At 71.5% G+C, this 17,333-nt stretch carries 15 protein-coding genes; 6 read left to right on the plus strand and 9 right to left on the minus strand.

The window, feature by feature from the left end:
• Positions 1-51: 51 nt before the first annotated feature.
• The 7 genes from ACFXBC_RS08805 to ACFXBC_RS08835 all read right to left on the minus strand — a co-directional run bounded on the left by ACFXBC_RS08805 (position 52) and on the right by ACFXBC_RS08835 (position 9,020).
• A complete protein-coding gene (locus tag ACFXBC_RS08805; RefSeq protein ID WP_385020561.1) occupies positions 52-1,296 on the minus strand; it encodes a GNAT family N-acetyltransferase in 1,245 nt (414 codons plus the stop codon).
• 150 nt (positions 1,297-1,446) lie between these two features.
• Positions 1,447-2,529, minus strand: a complete 1,083-nt coding sequence (locus tag ACFXBC_RS08810) for a peptidase C39 family protein (RefSeq protein WP_385020388.1) — start codon at positions 2,527-2,529, stop codon at positions 1,447-1,449.
• 116 nt (positions 2,530-2,645) lie between these two features.
• Positions 2,646-4,709 carry an iron ABC transporter permease gene (locus tag ACFXBC_RS08815; RefSeq protein WP_385020564.1) on the minus strand — a complete coding sequence of 688 codons (2,064 nt, stop codon included), beginning with the start codon at positions 4,707-4,709 and terminating at the stop codon, positions 2,646-2,648.
• A 29-nt stretch (positions 4,710-4,738) separates the two neighbouring features.
• Positions 4,739-5,806 carry an iron-siderophore ABC transporter substrate-binding protein gene (locus ACFXBC_RS08820; RefSeq protein ID WP_385020391.1) on the minus strand — a complete coding sequence of 356 codons (1,068 nt, stop codon included), beginning with the start codon at positions 5,804-5,806 and terminating at the stop codon, positions 4,739-4,741.
• 153 nt (positions 5,807-5,959) lie between these two features.
• Positions 5,960-6,847 (minus strand): ABC transporter ATP-binding protein, encoded by an 888-nt coding sequence (locus tag ACFXBC_RS08825; protein ID WP_385020394.1) that lies wholly within the window; start codon positions 6,845-6,847, stop codon positions 5,960-5,962.
• Positions 6,848-7,047: 200 nt separating this feature from the next.
• Positions 7,048-7,884 carry a helix-turn-helix transcriptional regulator gene (locus ACFXBC_RS08830; RefSeq protein ID WP_385020397.1) on the minus strand — a complete coding sequence of 279 codons (837 nt, stop codon included), beginning with the start codon at positions 7,882-7,884 and terminating at the stop codon, positions 7,048-7,050.
• A gap of 224 nt (positions 7,885-8,108) precedes the next feature.
• On the minus strand, positions 8,109-9,020 hold the full coding sequence (locus ACFXBC_RS08835) for a hypothetical protein (protein WP_385020400.1): 912 nt from the start codon (positions 9,018-9,020) through the stop codon (positions 8,109-8,111).
• Between the two features lie 295 nt (positions 9,021-9,315).
• Here ACFXBC_RS08835 and ACFXBC_RS08840 point away from each other — a divergent pair, with 295 nt between their 5' ends.
• From ACFXBC_RS08840 to ACFXBC_RS08850, 3 genes are all read left to right on the plus strand, one after another.
• Positions 9,316-9,942, plus strand: a complete 627-nt coding sequence (locus ACFXBC_RS08840) for a papain-like cysteine protease family protein (protein WP_385020403.1) — start codon at positions 9,316-9,318, stop codon at positions 9,940-9,942.
• Positions 9,939-10,775 carry a hypothetical protein gene (locus ACFXBC_RS08845; protein WP_385020406.1) on the plus strand — a complete coding sequence of 279 codons (837 nt, stop codon included), beginning with the start codon at positions 9,939-9,941 and terminating at the stop codon, positions 10,773-10,775. The genes ACFXBC_RS08840 and ACFXBC_RS08845 overlap by 4 nt, the downstream gene beginning before the upstream one ends.
• Positions 10,776-10,962: 187 nt before the next feature.
• Positions 10,963-11,673 carry a DUF4328 domain-containing protein gene (locus tag ACFXBC_RS08850; protein ID WP_385020409.1) on the plus strand — a complete coding sequence of 237 codons (711 nt, stop codon included), beginning with the start codon at positions 10,963-10,965 and terminating at the stop codon, positions 11,671-11,673.
• 46 nt (positions 11,674-11,719) lie between these two features.
• Here the strand turns inward: ACFXBC_RS08850 and ACFXBC_RS08855 are convergent, their stop codons facing one another.
• The gene (locus ACFXBC_RS08855) at positions 11,720-12,655 is read right to left on the minus strand and encodes a transcriptional regulator (RefSeq protein WP_385020412.1); all 936 of its coding nucleotides are present in this window, start codon (positions 12,653-12,655) and stop codon (positions 11,720-11,722) included.
• A gap of 403 nt (positions 12,656-13,058) precedes the next feature.
• Between ACFXBC_RS08855 and ACFXBC_RS08860 the strand changes: the two genes are divergently transcribed.
• Positions 13,059-13,967, plus strand: a complete 909-nt coding sequence (locus tag ACFXBC_RS08860) for a C1 family peptidase (RefSeq protein ID WP_385020415.1) — start codon at positions 13,059-13,061, stop codon at positions 13,965-13,967.
• 124 nt (positions 13,968-14,091) lie between these two features.
• Here the strand turns inward: ACFXBC_RS08860 and ACFXBC_RS08865 are convergent, their stop codons facing one another.
• Complete coding sequence (locus ACFXBC_RS08865; RefSeq protein WP_385020418.1) at positions 14,092-14,610, minus strand: hypothetical protein; 519 nt, start codon at positions 14,608-14,610, stop codon at positions 14,092-14,094.
• Between the two features lie 213 nt (positions 14,611-14,823).
• On the opposite strand from ACFXBC_RS08865, the gene ACFXBC_RS08870 reads away from it, so the two are divergent.
• Together ACFXBC_RS08870 and rocD are read left to right on the plus strand one after the other, a co-directional pair.
• On the plus strand, positions 14,824-15,798 hold the full coding sequence (locus ACFXBC_RS08870; protein ID WP_385020421.1) for a PP2C family protein-serine/threonine phosphatase: 975 nt from the start codon (positions 14,824-14,826) through the stop codon (positions 15,796-15,798).
• A gap of 193 nt (positions 15,799-15,991) precedes the next feature.
• Positions 15,992-17,197 carry an ornithine--oxo-acid transaminase gene (gene rocD / locus ACFXBC_RS08875; protein ID WP_385020424.1) on the plus strand — a complete coding sequence of 402 codons (1,206 nt, stop codon included), beginning with the start codon at positions 15,992-15,994 and terminating at the stop codon, positions 17,195-17,197.
• Positions 17,198-17,333: the final 136 nt, after the last annotated feature.

The following is a 17,333-nucleotide window of genomic DNA, read 5'->3' on the forward strand; positions in this document are numbered from 1 at the left end:
CAGGTCGGGGCGGGGTACTGCGGAGTCTCCGCGGCAGGTGCCGCGCCCGGGTCAGAACCAGTGCAGGCAGTGCGGGGGGCGCTCGACGCGGAAGAGCGCGTCGGCGAGGGCGGCCGCCCCGGGGTGGTGGGCCCGGATGTGTCCGGCGCGTACGAGCGTGCTCGGGGCGGTGCCGCCGAGGTAGACCGAGCCCAGGTCGCTCACGTCCAGGGACAGATCGGGCTTCCGGCGCGTCGGGACGCAACCGGCCTTGCCGTCCTGGACGGTCAGCAGGTAGCGACTGTGTTCGCCGAGGAACGGGTCGTGGACGTCGAGGACGAGTTCGCCGTCCGCGGACCAGCCGCGCGCGGTCAGTGCACGGGGGACGTCCAGGAGCCGCACCCAGAGCCAGTCGTTGTTGCCGCTCACCTCGGCGGCACGGAAGTCCGCGAACTGCCAGCGCAGCGGGTGCTCCGGCGGGACGTGCTTGAACACGACCTGAGCCACCAGGTCGTGTCCCAGTACGAAGCGGGCCAGGGCGGTGAAAACGGCGTCGTCGGTGGCGATGGTCTCGTCGACCGTCAGGGTCTGGGCCTCGCCGATCGAGTAGCTGGCATACCCGTCCGGGACGCCGTCCGCGTCCCGGTGCACGGCGATGTAACGCGGGGCCGGCGAGACCGGGGGCTGCCCCGCACGCAGGGCCCACCAGCGGTGCGGCCGGGACAGCGCGCCGGGCTGGGCGCGGCGGTACCGGTCGTAGACCTCTTCCAGGATTTCGCCGCACTCGTCGCGCCGCAGCACCTCGACCGAGCCGCTCTCCGAGCCGTTCTCCGGTCCGGTCGCCGGCGCGTCGGCCGCTGTGCGCACCCGGGGAACGGCGAGGGCCGCCTTGTGGTGCGGCACCGTCAGCTGTGTCGTGTGGGTCGCGGGTCCGTAGCCGAACCTGCCGTAGATCGGGGCCTCGGAGGCCAGCAGTACGGAGAGGAACTCCCCCCGGGCCCGCAGCTCGGCGAGCTGATGCCGCATCATCGCGCTGAGCACGCCCTGGCGCCGGTGCGAGGGGAGGACGCCGACGGCGGTCACCCCCGCGGCCGGGACGAGGGTGTCACCGGGCAGGGTGAGCTCGAAGGAGTACGCGGCGGCGGTGCCGACGGGCCGCCCGTCCGCCGCCAGGGCGAGCAGGCAGCGGTCCGTTTCGAGCGCCGACCACCAGTGCCCCCCGCCCTCCACCGGGGTGTCCGGGAAGAGCCCGAAGGCAGTGTGAAGTGTGGTGACGAAGACCTCGAAGTCCTCATCGGTCGTCGTACGGATCTCCATTGCCACCCATGCCTCCTGGAAAGACCGCACCATGACTCGTGGTGCGGTGGAACCACCATGCAACGTCGGCCTGCGCCCGCGGCAGGCGTGTTGCTGCTTCCGCCGCGGCAGCGCAGGGGGCTCTCACGGGGTGCTCCGCTGCTGACGGCCTCATGCGGTACTCCGCTGCGGGCGGCCGATGATCACGGCGCCGCGGAAGCGCTCTGCGGAGATGACCGACATCGTGTCGAGCGACGCGTCGGTGACCGGCAGCAGATGGGCGTCGACCCAGGTGTCTCCCGTGGCCGCGTTGGCCCAGGGGTCCTCGATCACGACGGCGCCCGGTACGGCACTGTGGCAGAGCACCCAGTGCGGCACGTCGAACCCCTGCATCGCGGCGAGTGAGACCAGGAGCAGCGCGTGTTCTCCCCCGGCGAGCGTGCGGCGGAGCGAGGCCATGGAGAGGCGCCTCGCGTCCACCGGGACGCCGGCCTGTCCGGCGTCCGAACGGGAGGCGTGCTGGAGCAGGGCCCGCCACTCCTGCTCGTCCCCCTCGTAGTGGTCGAGCAGGACGGGTCCGTCCGCGTCGAGGTGGACCGTGACGGGGGACAGCGGCCATGTCCTGCGGACGGCGACGCCAAGACCGACGGGCTCGCAGGCGGGGAAGTTGGTGGCCTCGCGCCACAGCCTCAGTTCCGCCCGGCGGTCCAGTGTCTCCAGCGGCAGCGTTCCCGCGTGCGCCTGCGCGACCAGGGCGGTGACGGCACCGCACGTGAAGTGCGTGGTCTGCCCGTAGTACGGGGGTTCGGCGGGCGGCTCCCCGCACAGCCAGCGCACGTAACCGGTGGCCGGACCTGCCGCGTCCGGTGCCGGTACGAGCGGGGGACGCAGCGCGGTGAATCCGGCGGCTGCCGCGTCCTCGGGGCGCGCCGTCCAGCCCTCCCACTTGACCTGCGCCAGTCCCCGGTCGCGTGCGTGGGCGACGACGGCCGAGACGGCCGCCGGGACATCGCCCAGGGCATCGACGATCTTCAGATACGCCGTGTCCGGGCGCGCCGTCACGAGCGCGGCAGCGGCCCAGTTCCCCTCGCCGTCACCGGGTACGGCCACGAGGTGAGGAGCGTGGGCGGAGCGGTCCACCGTGCGCCAGCGCCCGGGTATCCCGTGGCCTCCGAGCCGCAGTTCCAGCTCCGCCGTACCGGGTCCGAACGGGACGACGACGCTCTGCACGGCTGTCTTGTACGAGGACGGCATTCCGGTACTCCTGGGGGCAGGGGGACGACGTTCGGTTCCGGGGCGGTGGACCGTCCGGGGGCCAGTGGCATGCGGTCCGGTGGCATGCGGTCCGGTGGGGACGGGCTCCGCCGGTGTCATGCGCGGGACTTCCGGAGAACCCAGACGAAGTACGGGGCTCCGACCAGGGCGATCATGAGCCCCACCGGTATCTGGGCCGGTGCGACGAGCGTGCGGCCCAGGGCGTCGGCCGCACACACCAGCACCCCGCCGAGCAGCATCGCGACCGGGATCGAGCGCCCGTGGCGGGCCCCCACCAGTGACCGTGCCAGATGGGGGGCGACGAGTCCCACGAACCCGACGACGCCGACCGCGACGACGCTGAGCGCCGCGAGTACGGCGGCGATCGCCAGTGCGGTGAAGCGGGTGCGTGCCACCCCGACTCCGACGATGCGCGGGGTGTCCTCGTCCACGGCGAGCAGGTCGAGCCTGCCACGCATGGCGAACAGCACGGGAAGCGCGAGCGCCAGGGCCACCGCGACCGGTACGGCGTCGGGCAGCGTGCGGCCGTAGGTCGTACCGGAGAGCCAGGTGAAGATCCGGGGCGTGTTGTACGGGTCGGCACGCAGCAGGAGGAAGGTGGTGACGGAGCTGAGGCCGTACCCGCAGCCGATGCCGATCAGGACGAACCGGTCGGGCAGGAATCCGCCCCGCCAGGACAGCAGGGCGATCACCGCGAATGTGGCGAGCCCGGCCGCGACCGCGACCGCGATGAGCACGGGACGTCCGCCGGGCATGCCTGACGTGACGACGCCCGCCGCCCCCAGCCCGGCGCCTGCCGTGATGCCGAGCACCCCGGGCTCCGCGAGCGGGTTGCGCACCACGCCCTGTACGACGCATCCGGCCAGTCCGAGCGCCGCACCGGCCAGGACCGCCGCGATCACCCTCGGCACCCGGTCGTCGAGCGCCTGGCCGATCAGGCCGGGGGCGCCGCCCCGGGCCCAGAGCACGACGTCTCCCGTGCGCAGCCAGAGGCTGCCCGCCAGAACCGCCACAAGGACCGCACCCGCCAGGAGTGCCACCGCGCCGCACACCACGAGCAGGAACGCGCGGCGCGACCGTGCGGCGATCCGTGCAGGCGGAGGCTGCCGCAGCCGTCCGGTGTCACGGAGGCGGAGGGCGAGGATCACGATCACGACGGAGCCGAGCAGCGCGGTGGGCACGCCGGTGGGGATGGAGGCGGCTCCGTCCGCGCCCTGCACAGCGCGCAGTGTGGCGTCCGCGAGCAGGATGAGCAGCGCGCCGAGCAGCCCGGCGGCGGGCACCAGGAAGAGGTGCAGGCGCAGGGCCCCGACCCGCGTCGCGATCAGGCGGGCCAGGACGGGTGCGCCGAGGCCGACGAAGGAGATCGGGCCCGCGAGCGTCACCGCCGTGCTGGTCAGGAGGACCGCGCAGAGCACGGCGGTCACGCGGGTGCTGCGGATCGGCACCCCGAGGGTGGACGCGGTGTCGTCACCGAGGTTCATCACGTCCAGCCGCCGGGACAGCGCCAGCGCGACGCACAGCACCACGCCCAGCAGCGGCAAGGCGCGTACCGACGCGTCGATGTTCAGCTGCGCGAGCGAACCGCTGCCCCAGGCGAAGAGGCCGGTCGTGTTCTTGTCGAACAGGATGAGGAGCATCCCGGTCCCCGCGTCCAGGGCCATCGCCGTGGCCGATCCGGCGAGGATGAGGCGGGTACCGGCGGTGCCCGCGGCCCGGCCCGCAAGGAGCAGCACGAGTGCCGCCGCGACCAGGCCACCGGCGAAGGCGACGGCACCCGAGGCCCACAGCGGGACGGCTATACCGAATGCCGCGACGAGCGTGAGCGTGAAGTAGGCCCCGGCCGTGACCGCGAGGGTGTCGGGAGAGGCGAGCGTGTTGTGCGTGACGGACTGGAGCAGGGTGCCGGCGCAGCCGAGTGCGAAGCCCACCGCCACGCCCGCGAGCAGACGCGGTACGCGCGAGCCGGTGAGGATCTCACCGACCGGCGCTCCACCGGTGGCGCCGCCCGTGAGAGAGCGCACGAGGTCGCCGAAGCCGACATCCGAGGTTCCCTGCGTCAGATGCCACATGCCCACCAGGGCGGTCACGAGGAGGAGAAGGACCAGGACGGCCACCCCGGCGGCGCCGCCACCCTGCTTCTCACGGGGCAGCGGCATCCCGCCGGGAGCCGCTGTACGGGCTGTGTTCACTTCTTCTTGTCGAGTACGTCGGCGTACGCGTCGATCGCCTGCTCACAGGAGCGCGGGCCGCCGGCGCCCCACACCCGCGCGGGGAAGGAGTGCGCGCGGCCTTCCTTCACGGCCGGCAGGGTCTTCCAGATCGGGTTCTTCTTCAGCGCCGCGACGTATCCGCCCGCGCCCTCGTCGTTGGCGTAGAACAGGTTGGCGTTGCCCACCGCGGTGAGCCCCTCGGCGTCGGTCTGCGCGAGGCCGTAGGCGGGATCGACGCCACCGTCCCCGTGGGCCTTGTTGACCTTGTCGGTCCACGCGGGCCGCATTCCGAGTTCCTCGCCTATCTCGGTGAACAGCGCACCCTTGCCGTAGGGGCGGACGGTGAGGTTGCCGCCCTGGAGCCAGCCGTCGAGGAACAGGAAGTCCTTGGTGGGCAGATCAGCCTCGGTGACCCGCTTCTTCGCTGTCGCGAGGTGCCGGTCGAACTCCTTGAGCACCTGGCCGGACCGCTCGGTGCGTCCTGTCGCCTTACCGATCATGCTGAACACCTCGCGCATGTTCCCGATCGGGTCGGCCGGGTTCGCGCCCCGCGTGGCCATGACAGGGACGCCCCTCTTCTCCAGCTTCTTGATCATCTCGTCGTCGGGCTTGAACGCCTCGACCACGATGAGGTCGGGCTTGGCCGCGTAGAGGGTGTCGAGGTCGGGTTCCTCACGGGTGCCGATGTCCTTCACTCCGCCGGGCAGCTTCTCCGCGCTGACCCAGGTGCGGTACCCCTTCGGATCGGCCACGGCTGTGGGTGTCACACACAGGGTCAGCGCGTCCTCGATCTGCTGCCATTCCAGGACCGCGATCCGCCGGGCGGGCCTGTCGAGCTTCACCTGCCGGCCGACGCCGTCCTTGAAGGAGACCGGCTTCGTCGAGGTGGTCGTGGTGTCCTTTGCGCAGTCCTTCGACGCGGGTGACGCGCTGGTACTGCTTCCGGCCTCGGCCTTGTCGACGTCGGTCGTGCCGCAGGCCGTCGCGGCGATGAGGACGAGCCCTGCGGAGGCTGACACAGCCAGACAACGGGCACGGTTCATGGAGGGGCCTCTTTCTTGCTTTCTCACGACGCGTTGTTCTCGCGGCGTGCTGTTCTGACGAGGTGTTGTTCTCGCGGCGTGTTGTTCTCGCGGCGTTGTTCTCGCGAGGCGTCTTCCTGCGAGAAGGGGGACGCGATGCGGTGCGGTGGTGCTTCAGCCGGGGTGGCGGCCGAGCGGGTCGATACGCAGACGGCCCGAGCGGGGGTCGACACCGACCTCGACACGGATGTCGTAGACCGCCGAGATGTTCTCGGCTGTGAGTACGTCGGCGGGTGCGCCCGCCGCGTGCACACGGCCCGCGCGCATCAGGACCAGGGTGTCCGCGACGCGGGACGCCTGGCCGAGGTCGTGGAGCACGATCCCGACCGCGATGCCGTGCTCCTGGACAAGGTCGCGTACCAGGTCGAGCGTCTCGATCTGGTAGCGCAGGTCCAGGTGGTTGGTCGGTTCGTCCAGCAGTACGACGCCGGTTTCCTGGGCCAGGCAGGCCGCGAGCCAGACCCGTTGCATCTCCCCGCCGGAGAGTTCCCCGACCGGCCGGGCGGCCATGTCGCGCACTCCGGTGACGCCCATCGCGTGATCGACGGCGCCGCGGTCCCCGGCCGTGGGTCCGGCGAAGTTACGCCGGTAGGGGTGGCGTCCGAACGCCACGACCTCGGCGACGGTCAGCCCCTGCGGGGCGGGCCTCGACTGGGAGAAGAGCGTGACCTCGCGGGCGAACCGGCGTGCGCTGAGCAGCGCCGCGTCGCGCTCGGGCTGCCCCTCGCGGGCGCCGAGCGTCACCCGGCCGCCGTCGATCCGGTGCAGCCGGGAGAGCGCACGCAGCACGGTGGACTTCCCGCTGCCGTTCGGCCCCACCAAGGCGGTCGCGCGGCCGGGTTCCAGGGTGAGCGAGACGCCGTGGACGACCTGGGTGCCGCCGTGGCCGAGCATCAGCTCGCGCCCGTCGAGGGCGGCTCCCGCTATGACGGGAACGGCCTCGGGACGGTCGACGGGACCGGCATCGGAACGGTCGGTGCGCCCGAAGGTGTGGGTGAACATGGAGGGGCCCGGTTGCTCGGAGGGGCAGGACTACGGCACCCTCCGCCCGGCTCCCGCCGACCGGCATGCGAGCTCTCCCGCGCACGGGGAATCCGTTCGCGGTGAGGAACTAAGGGTTACCTAACTCGCTGAAGACTATATTCCACTTGCGACCTGGACAATCAGGAGTTCGGGACAGGCGATACGGCGTTCCGGACGCCTCATGAGGCGCGGTCGGCCGTGTCGAAGAAGGCGCCGGGCGTGGTTCCCATGACCCGCCGGAAGGCGGCTATGAAGGAGCTGGGCTGCGCGTAGCCGAGCGTTTCGGAGACCGTCATCACGTCGAAACCCTCGGAGAGGAGCAGGAGCGCACGGTGCGCCCGCAGCACCTGCCGCCACTGCGCGAAGGACAGGCCCGTCGAGTGCCGGAAGGCGCGGGTGACCGTGCGGTCACTGATCCCCAGCAACCGGGCCCACTCCTCCAGCGAGCGGCCGTCGGCGGGGTCGTCGAGCAGGGCATCGGCGATCGGATCGATCCGCGGGTCGCCGGGCAACTGCAGCGCGAACTGGCGCTCCGACGGCTGGAGTACGTCGAAGACGACCGACTCCGCCCGCGCCCTGGCCGTTCCGTCTAGGTCCGTACGGGTCAGATGGACCAGCAGTGACTCCAGCAACGGCGTCATGGCGATGGTCTTCGGCTCCGCGAACGCGAACGGCGTGCTGCCGGGCACGAAGAAGGCGTCGCGGAACTCCGCGCCCGCCGTGGCCCGGCCGCCGTGCACCACTCCGGCGGGCATCCACAGCCCGTACCCCTCGGACACGGTGAAGACACGGTCCTCCACCCGCGACGTCAGCGTGCCCCCGCGCACCCACACGAGCTCGTGCCGCGGGTGGGAGTGCGGCGCCCACTCCGTGGGGACCCGGGGAACGTGGAACTCGGCGACGATGGCAGAGGGGACTTCCGCGCGCCGCGGAAGCGCCGCGGCCCGGCGCAGCACCGTGCCCGCCTCCCGCCGCCACATGCCGGGGTTCGCCTCAATACGGGACGATTGGACCATACGGGGAGCCTACCGGGGCGGGCACCGCTACCGGCGGGGGCGCCGGAGCGGGCGAGGACCCGGCCGTCCGGCGCCCCGGCACCTCGCGGCCACGGGAGGATCAGCCACTTCGCCGGGAGTCCTCCGCGGACTCCTCGGGAACTCCTCGGGACCCCTCGGGGACCCCTGAGCCTTCTCCGGTGTCCGGTGTCCGGTATCCGATGTCAGGTGTCAGGTGTCAGGTGTCAGGCCCAGGTCCAGTCGATCCCGAGCAGGCCGGGCTCGGCCGCCTCCGCCACGATGTGCGTGGTGCCCCGGCCGTTGAGTACCAGCTCGGAGAGGGTCTGCCGTGGCGCGCTCGCGGACGACTGGGTGAAGCTGCGGCAGCGCACCGGCCGCGTCTCCCCGGTGAAGGCGACCTCCAGGACGTACTGTCTGCCGCCGAACGGGAAGCGGCGCAGGTATTCGAGGCTCTCCGCCTCGCTGCCGTCCTCGAAGCCATAGCCGAGCAGGGCGGTTTCACCCACTCTGAGGCGTCCGTCGAAGAGAAACTCAGCGGCCACCGTGCCCGATTCCTGGTGCCGGCGCACCCGGCCCAGCCGGCAGTTGTGGGTGGCCCGCACGCGAATCCTGTCCACGTCACAGCCCGGGTCGCCGTGATGGATGATCACATAGCGGTCCACGCCGTCCCGGTGCGCGCCCACCAGATGCTGTGAGTCGACGGAGTACATGTCCCGGCGCGTCCCGATGCTCACCCGGTCGATGAGCATGACCGTATGCAGGCCGCCGTCGTCCGGCGAGCCGAGCTCGACCAACAGGGCCCGCATCGCTGCGACTTGGTCGTCCAGTGTCCGGTAGGGGCGAGCGGGACGCCGGCCCGGGAGGTCCGGGGGTGTCAGCAGCCGCGTCAGCGAGGCCGGCGGTATCTCCAGCACCTCCTCCAGGGCCTGTACCGCCCGCAGGGACTCCTCGCGTTCGGGGCGCCGAATGCCGCGCTGCCAGTAGCTGAGGCTGGTGACCCCGATCTGCACACCCCGTTCGGCGAGCCGGTGACGGATCCGGTGCAGAGCGAGCCCGCGGGCGGCGACGGCGGCGCGCAGCGCCGTGTGGAAGGGCCCTGTGCGCAGGGCCTCGGTCAACTCGGTTCCCTGGGGCACGGTGAACCGCCCTTCGTGTGTGACATGTCCGTGGACGGGCTCGGCGGGACGGGATCCGCCGCGTGAACGTTCACCGCCGCCGGCCTGCGGTGAGCGCCTTGGGGCGCGCCTGACCTGGTGGTCCGGTCCCGCCGCGGCCTGCTGTTCACACCTGCGCTCCCCGCCGTTCACACCCGGAAGTGGGTGACATGGAAGCCCATTGACCGGTCCGTGACAAGCCCCCGATGCTCTGTCGCAGCATCCGGATGCGCTCCTTCGTCACCCCCGTCCCGTCCCCATGACAGGAAGGACCGCCATGACCACTCCCCTCCGCTCCCGAGGCCGGCTGCGCCCCGGGCTGCGCCGCCCGGTGGCGGCCGCGACAGTGGCAGTCACCGCTCTCACCGGCATCGCCACCGCTTCGGCCACACCGGCATCCGCCGTCACCGGCAGCAAGGTCCTCACCGGCTACACACAGCAGATCCAGCAGCAGTCCAACTGGTGCTGGGCCGCGAGCGGCACGAGCATCGCCGTCTACGAAGGCAGCGACATCACCCAGACCCAGTTCTGCAACGCGGGACAGGGGCGCCCCACCAGCAACACGACGTGTCCCGACAACCAGGGCGACATCCCCATGGTGCAGAAGGGCTTCAGGGCGGCCGGTGTGAGTGCCGGCCAGGAGGTCGACAACACCGTGTCGTACTCCACCGTCCAGAGCGAGATCAATGCCAACCGGCCGCTCCAGACCCGCATCGTGTGGAGCTCGGGCGGCGGGCACATGGAGGTCGTCTACGGCTACGACACGAGCAAAGGTCTCATCTACTGGGGCAACCCGCTCGGCGACAACGGGAGTTACCAGCGCTACAACCAGACGACCTACGACTACTACGTGAGCAACGGAACGTTCTCGTGGACTCACACGATCGACAGGATCGGAGCGTGACGGACCTCATGAAGAAGATCGCAACCACCACTGTCACCGTTGCCGCACTGGCCCTGGCCGGAGCTTCCGCGGCACAGGCCGACACCACCCCCCACACCGCGCAGACCCTCCGGTCCGCCCACACCACGGCGGCCTCCCGGGCCGGCCTCGAATCCGTCGCCAGGTTCTTCGCCCACTACGGCAACACGACCGCGGCGGCGGCCGGGCCGCACATCGAAGGCAGCGCCGTCACGGTCAACGGCCTCAACCCCGATTTCGTGAAGGGCCACGCCAACGCCCCCGTGGCCCTGCCGGAGTTCACCGCGAGCAAGGCGGTGGCCGCCGACGGGAAGACCGCGTCGGTATGGACGGCGCAGACCCCCGACGGCTGGAAGGTCGTCAACATAGCCAGCGGCAGTGAGGAGACCGACTACGCCGCCAAGGGAGCCGAGGCCGCACCCGGCGGCACCGTCTTCCAGGAACCGCAGATCAACGGCTGGTACGTGCTGAGCGGCGGCCGGGTACTGCCGCTGAACCAGGAAGCACGGAAGTCGGTCGGCTCCGCCGAGGGCGTGACCGTCGCCGCCTACCAGAAGCTCGTGCACCGCCGGTACGCGGACAAGTTGCCCGGCTCGGCCTACGACCGCAAGGGCATGGCAGGCGGCTTCGGCACCAAGGCCGCACCCGTCACCGCAACCACCCACCAGCACAGCTCGGTTGCGGCACAGAGCGGTCCTGGCACCCCCGGCACCCTCGCCCTGGCCGGTGCGGGAGCCCTGCTGGTGATCGCCGGCGGTTACGGAGTCCGCCGCCGGGCCGGGCGTGCCCGGACCGGTACGGCCGACGGCAGCTGACCCCTGATGCGACGGCCCCGGACAGTGGACACCACCGCGTACCCCGCGGGACCACCCGTCCGGGGCCGTCAGCCGTCAGGGCCTCCCAGCGGTATCCGGCTGGACGCGGATATAAGCGAAACATAAGCTTCGGGACCGGTCGTCCTTCGATGGCCGGTTTCCGTACCCGTGGGGGGTTCTCTCAGCCATGTCGCACACGCCTGCCTTCGCACCACCGCGCGATCTGTACATCGGACCGCGGTGGAGACCGACCAGGGGACTCTCCCTCGCCGTCACCTTGTTGCTCGCACTGTGCGCCGCGGCTGACGTCCTGTCGGCCGTCGCCCACATCAACATGTACAGCCTGCTGGGGAACGTCTCGGACGACGGGTTCGCCTCCTACACCGTGGCGGAAGGGCAGCGGGCCGACCGGCTTGCCGACTTGAGCTCCGGCCTCTATCTGATGGCACTGGCCGCGACCGCCGTCGTGTTCATCATCTGGTTCCACCGGGCCCGCAAGAACGCCGCGGTCTTCGCCCCCGACATCCAGGGCCGGAAGGCGGGATGGGCGATCGGCGGCTGGTTCGTCCCCCTCGGCAGCCTCTGGATACCGCACGGCATCGCCTCCGCGTCCTGGGACGCCAGCTCCCCGACCGCGCCCGACGGCTCCCGGCGCCCCGCACCGCGGACGCTGCTGACCGCCTGGTGGACAGCGTGGGTCCTCTCCCTCGTCCTCAGCAACCTGGACTCGGCGCTGAGCAGGTCGGACGACCCCGGCCTGTACCGGCAGTCGGTGGCCGTCATGCTCGCAGGCGACGCCGTCGACCTGGTGGCCGCCGTCCTCGCGATCTTCTTCGTACGCAAACTGACACTCATGCAGCACACCAAGGCGGCAGAGGGGCCGTACGCGACCGTCTGATCCCGGTCGCCAGGGCCGGAGCGACCAGGCTCCCGCGGCCCACCCGTCATTCCCAGCGGATACCGAAGGCGCCGAGGCTGGTCAGGGTGGAGACCACATGGACACAGCCGTCGGCCGGGTGGAGCAGCCGGCGGTTCTCCGGGCCCTGCCCGAGCGGGGCACCGAAGGCGTAACAGGTGGCGGGCAGCGCGGCCGGATCGAAATGCACCTCCAGCACGAACTGCCCGGCCGGGGAATTCTGGTGCACGATGAACTCCCTGGCCGGCGGCCGTGGTTCGGCGTGCGTCAGGGTCGTCTCGAAGACGGCGGTGTCGCCGCGCCGCAGCGGCCGGGGGAACAGCAGCTCGGCGACGAGCATGCCGGTGAGCGGGTCCTCGACGACGGCGCCCCGGCGGCACGGGGGCCGCAGCTCAAGCGACGGCACCGAGCCGGGCGCGTCCGGTACATGGGCGAGCACCGCGCGGTCAGGTCCGTCCCGCTCGGCCCGGACCACCTGACGTGTCCAGACGCGGTGTTCGCGTCCCTGTGCATCGACTTCCAGCCGCATATGGCGGTTGAGGCAGCGCAGCGACGAGGTCCACCGGCTGTCGACGCAGCGGTACGCCTCACTCACCTCGCCCCGCCGGGGCTCGGGCCAGATCGCGGCCAGGGCGGGCGCCTCGGCGGCGGTCCGTAGCCAGCGCGCCCGGGGCCGGGGCGGGTCGAGGAGGGCGCTGAGTGCGCCGGGCGGCACGTCCAGGACGTGTTCCAGTGAGGCGAGCGCGGCCAATGCGGTGGCCTGGGACGGCTGGTAGCGGCCGGAGCGCCAGCAGCTGAGGGTGGCGGTGGAGACCGGCGTACCCAGGCGTTCGAGCCGGTGCCGGATACGGTTCAGGGTCAGCCCGCCGGCCTCCATCGCGGCGCGCAGGGCGTCCGGGAACGGGCCGGTGCGCAGGAGGCTCGCCAGTGGTTCGCCCGGCAGCGGAGCGGCATCGTCGTGCATCGTCGGGGGCGGCCTCTCGCGGGCGTCGTGCCAGTCCCCTCTGCCCAGTCCGCTCGCGCGGTCGGGTGATGCGCCGGCCCGGGTCATCGGGGGTACGCGGTCCGTACGGCGTCCAGCGAAGCGGCGTACCCACGCCAAGTCAAGTGGCCGGAAGACAGCGCTCGAAACGGCCCCCGGCTCCGCCGGTCGCGAGGGTCCGCAACGCCTAACAGTTAACGGCCTCCTGACATTGCCATGTCCATGAGGCGTAAAGCAGTCTTCCAGTGCCGGTCGGACAAGCGGCGGCGCGACAGAGGCCGATGAGGCCCGCGCCGGTCTGCTCCCTGTCCCCCGGTACGTGTCCGGCCCCCACCACCCCACGTGGTGACCCGGCACGCTCCCCCACTGTGCCCAAGGAGTTGGAATGAAGCGTTTCCGCAGCGTCGTGGGTCTTGCCACCGTGGCCGCCCTGTCCTGCCTGACCACCGCCACGACTGCCACGGCCGCCACCACCGCGCCGCCCGCGGCCGGCCAGACCACCCCCCGCGCCCACCACCACGGCCTCGGCCTCAACCTCGGTGAACTGCACGGGAAGCACTCTCTCGCCCAGACCGTGCGGCACGGTGCGCAGCCGGTGTTCAAGCGTTCCGGCGCCGTGCAGTCCAGCGCGGACCTGAGCAAGTACGCGCTCTCACCTGGAGACCAGGGCCAGGTCGGCTCCTGCGTCGCGTGGGCCACGGGGTACTCGGCGTACGGCATCGTCATGAACGAGCAGGGCATCAGCGGCGCCCCGATGGCCCCCATGTTCATCTACTCCCAGATCGCCCAGGGCAACGACCAGGGCACGACCGCGAGCGTCGCGCTGCCCATGGAGCAGAAGCAGGGTATCGACACCAAGGCCGACTACACGCAGGGCGACTTCGACTTCACGACCCAGCCGAACGCCGACGAGCGCGCCAACGCGGCCCACTACAAGCTGTCCGGGTTCGACACGCTGCCCACCAGCGGCTCTTCGGTCCGGTCCGGCATCGAGAACGCCATCTCCCAGGGCGAGCCCGTGGTCATCGGATTCGAGGTGCACCAGAGCTTCGAGGACCTGAACGCCCAGACCGCGTCGGACTACAGCTACCTGCCCGGCGACTCCTCCAGCGACCCCGTCATCGGTGGCCACGAGGTGACCATAGTCGGGTACAGCGACCAGGGCGTGAAGATCGAGAACAGCTGGGGCGGCAAGTGGGGCGACAGTGGCTTCTTCACCGTGCCGTGGGACTTCTTCAACACGGGCGACGTCAACGAGATCCACGCCGTCGGCAAGCTCACCTCCCAGGGCTGACCCCTTGACAGGCGGCTGTCCTTGACGGCCGCCACCCGCGGACACCGGTGCCCGGCTCGCTCCCCCTGAGCCGGGCACCGGCCCTTCCCCGGGCAGGGGCCGTGCGGTCCCGCGGCGCGGCCGCTCAGTGGATCAGGATGTTCGCCGCCACGATGAAGAGCCCGAGCAGCATGTCGGCGCAGCCGGTCCGGGTCGCCCCGCCCCAGCCGCGGCCCGCCACGCGTGCGGCCCAGAACCCCCAGCCGAACAGCGCGAGCGTGTTGATGGTCAGGGCGACCTCGATCGCGCCTTCCTCACCCCACCAGCCCCGGTGGGCACCGAGCAGGGCGGCCACCGTGGGCAGGACCGCGGCGACCAGGGGCCACTCGGTCAGCACGGACCGTACGGCGTCGCGGGTGACCCGCACTCCGTCGGCCGTCCGGTGGGCGATGGCGTGGGCGTAACCGTGCGCGGAGGCCGACGCGAGGGACGTGAGCAGCACCCAGAGGGCGTCGTACCCGGGATTCGGACTGCCGTGGTCGTTGTCCAGCGCGGCCGCCAGCGCGCTGGCGAGAATCGTTCCGTAGATGCCGCCGAACAGCAGCCGCTGCAGGGGTTCGGCCCGCCGGGCCGGCGGCAGGGGAGCACGCGGAGTGACGGACAAGGGCGCTTCCTCCCAGTTATGAGCGATTCATTCCGTATGAGTCGATACAAGCGCATCGCAGCGGGATCACCTCGTATCCCTGCGCGGGAGGCCCGCCGGTCCGGTCCATGCACGGGAGGCCCGCCGGTCCTGCGGCCGGCTCACCCCGGGGAGCGGGCTCGGGGTGGGGCGGCGACGGCGAGCGGTCGCGGCCCCCGTGAGGTAGGCAGAGATATGAGCCCGCTGCGGATCCCGCGCCCGCTCCACGAGGAGCTGCCACACCCGAAGGCGCTCATCGCGGTGCCGTTCGCCCTGATCGCCGTGGTGACGGTGCTCGACATCAGTGCGCCGCCGGACGTCCATCTCGGCCCGTTCCTCGTGGCGGCTCCGGCTCTCACCGCGTCGTTCGCGGGGCCCCGGACGACCGGCCTGGTCGGCGCGGTCGCCGTTCTGGCCCAGTCGCTGGTGGGGATCGTGCGCACCAGCCTCAACGACCTCAATCACACCTACCAGATCGTCGCGCTCTTCCTGGTGTCCGTCGCCGTCACGTTCCTCGCCCGGCTGAGGGAGAAGCACGCCCAGGAGACGAGCCGCCTCCGCTGGGTGGCACAGACGGTGCGGCGCGTGGTGATGCCGGAGCCGCCCGGGCGGAGCGGGACGCTGCGTATCGCGTCGCGCTATCTGGCAGCGGAGACGGAAGCGCGGCTCGGCGGTGATCTGTACGCCGTCGCCCGGACCGGCGGGGGCACCCGCGTGATCATCGGAGACGTACGCGGCAAGGGGCTCGAAGCGATCGGTGATGCCGCGCAGGTTCTGGGAGACTTCCGGGCCCTGACCCATCAGGAGCCGGGCCTTTCGCAGGCCGTGGCCGAACTGGAGGCCGGGGTCGCCACCCGCCGTGACGAGGTGTCGGCGGCTGCCGGGGACGAGCCGCGGGGTACGGAGGGTTTCGTGACCGCGGCCGTGCTGGACATCCCGGACGGCGAGCCGGAAATCCGCCTGGTCAGCTGCGGCCATCCGCCGCCCCTGGTGCTGCGGTCGGGCCTGGTGCGCTCACTCGGTGTCCGGGAGCCCGAGCCGCCGCTGGGTCTCGGGGCGCTGGCCGGATCCGGTTTCGCCCCCCAGACGTTCCCGTTCGGCGTCGGCGACATCCTGCTGCTCTACACGGACGGCGTCATCGAGTCGCGTGACGCCGCCGGCCGCGGCTAACCCCCGACCCAGCCGATCGCCGGCGTTGACGCCCGGCCCCCCCACCCCCCCCCGGCGCGCCGGTCCACCAGGTTTCTTCCAGCCCGCCGTGGCCGACGATAGGAATGAGCACCCGATGAGCCGAACGCCGTAGGACCCGCGCCGGTAAGGCCGGTACGCCGTAAAAGCCGTACGCCGTATGAACGGAGAACCCGTGTCAGTTACGGAAACATCGATCTCGTCCGCCGAAGCGCACAGCGCGCACAACTACCACCCTCTGCCCGTGGTCGTCGCATCTGCGGACGGGGCGTGGATGACCGACGTCGAGGGGCGCCGCTACCTCGACATGCTCGCCGGTTACTCGGCACTCAACTTCGGCCACGGCAACCGCCGGCTGATCGACGCGGCCAGGGCCCAGCTGGAGCGGGTCACACTCACCTCCCGGGCCTTCCACCACGACCGGTTCGCCGACTTCTCCACTCAGCTCGCCGACCTGTGCGGCATGGAGATGGTCTTGCCGATGAACACCGGGGCCGAGGCGGTCGAGACAGCGGTGAAGACCGCCCGTAAGTGGGGCTACCAGGTCAAGGGCGTACCGGCCGGGCAGGCGAAGATCGTCGTCGCCGAGAACAACTTCCACGGCCGGACGACGACGATCGTCAGCTTCTCGACGGACACCGAGGCCCGCGCGGACTTCGGCCCGTACACCCCCGGATTCGAGATCGTGCCGTACGGGGATCTGGCCGCGATGGAAGCGGCCGTCGACGCCAACACGGTGGCGGTGCTGCTCGAACCCATCCAGGGCGAGGCCGGCGTGCTGGTGCCACCGGCCGGCTATCTGCCGGGCGTACGGGAGCTGACCCGCGCCCGGAACGTGCTGTTCATCGCCGACGAGATCCAGTCCGGACTGGGCAGGACCGGGAAGACGTTCGCCTGTGAGCACGAGGGTGTTGTGCCCGACATGTACATCCTGGGCAAGGCACTCGGCGGCGGGGTGGTTCCGGTGTCGGCGGTGGTGTCGTCGGCGGAGGTGCTCGGCGTCTTCCGCCCCGGCGAGCACGGTTCGACCTTCGGTGGGAACCCGCTGGCGTGCGCCGTGGCCCTGGAGGTCATGGCGATGCTGCGGTCCGGCGAGTTCCAGCAGCGGGCGACCGAGCTGGGTGACCATCTCCACCACGAACTGGGGCTGTTGGCGGGCGGCGGCGCGGTGCAGGCCGTACGCGGACGGGGGCTGTGGGCCGGTGTGGACATCGCCCCGGCGCTCGGCACCGGCCGGGAGATCTCGGAGCGGCTGATGGATCTCGGAGTGCTGGTGAAGGACACCCATGGATCGACCATCCGGATCGCCCCGCCGCTGGTGATCAGCAAAGAGGACCTGGACTGGGGGCTCACTCAGCTCCGGAGCGTCCTGAACCCCTGACTGAACCTCTGAACCCCTGAACCGATGGACCGCTGTACGGCCAGGGGTGGCTGGGTGCCGGCCCCCAGCCCCCGCGCGGGGGCCCGCCGGGGGGTGGGGGGGGGGCACGCGGGCGGGGGGGGTGTGGGGGGGGCGC

Origin of the sequence: Streptomyces sp. NPDC059398 (assembly GCF_042751845.1) — a bacterium.
Classification (GTDB): Bacteria; Actinomycetota; Actinomycetes; order Streptomycetales; family Streptomycetaceae; genus Streptomyces.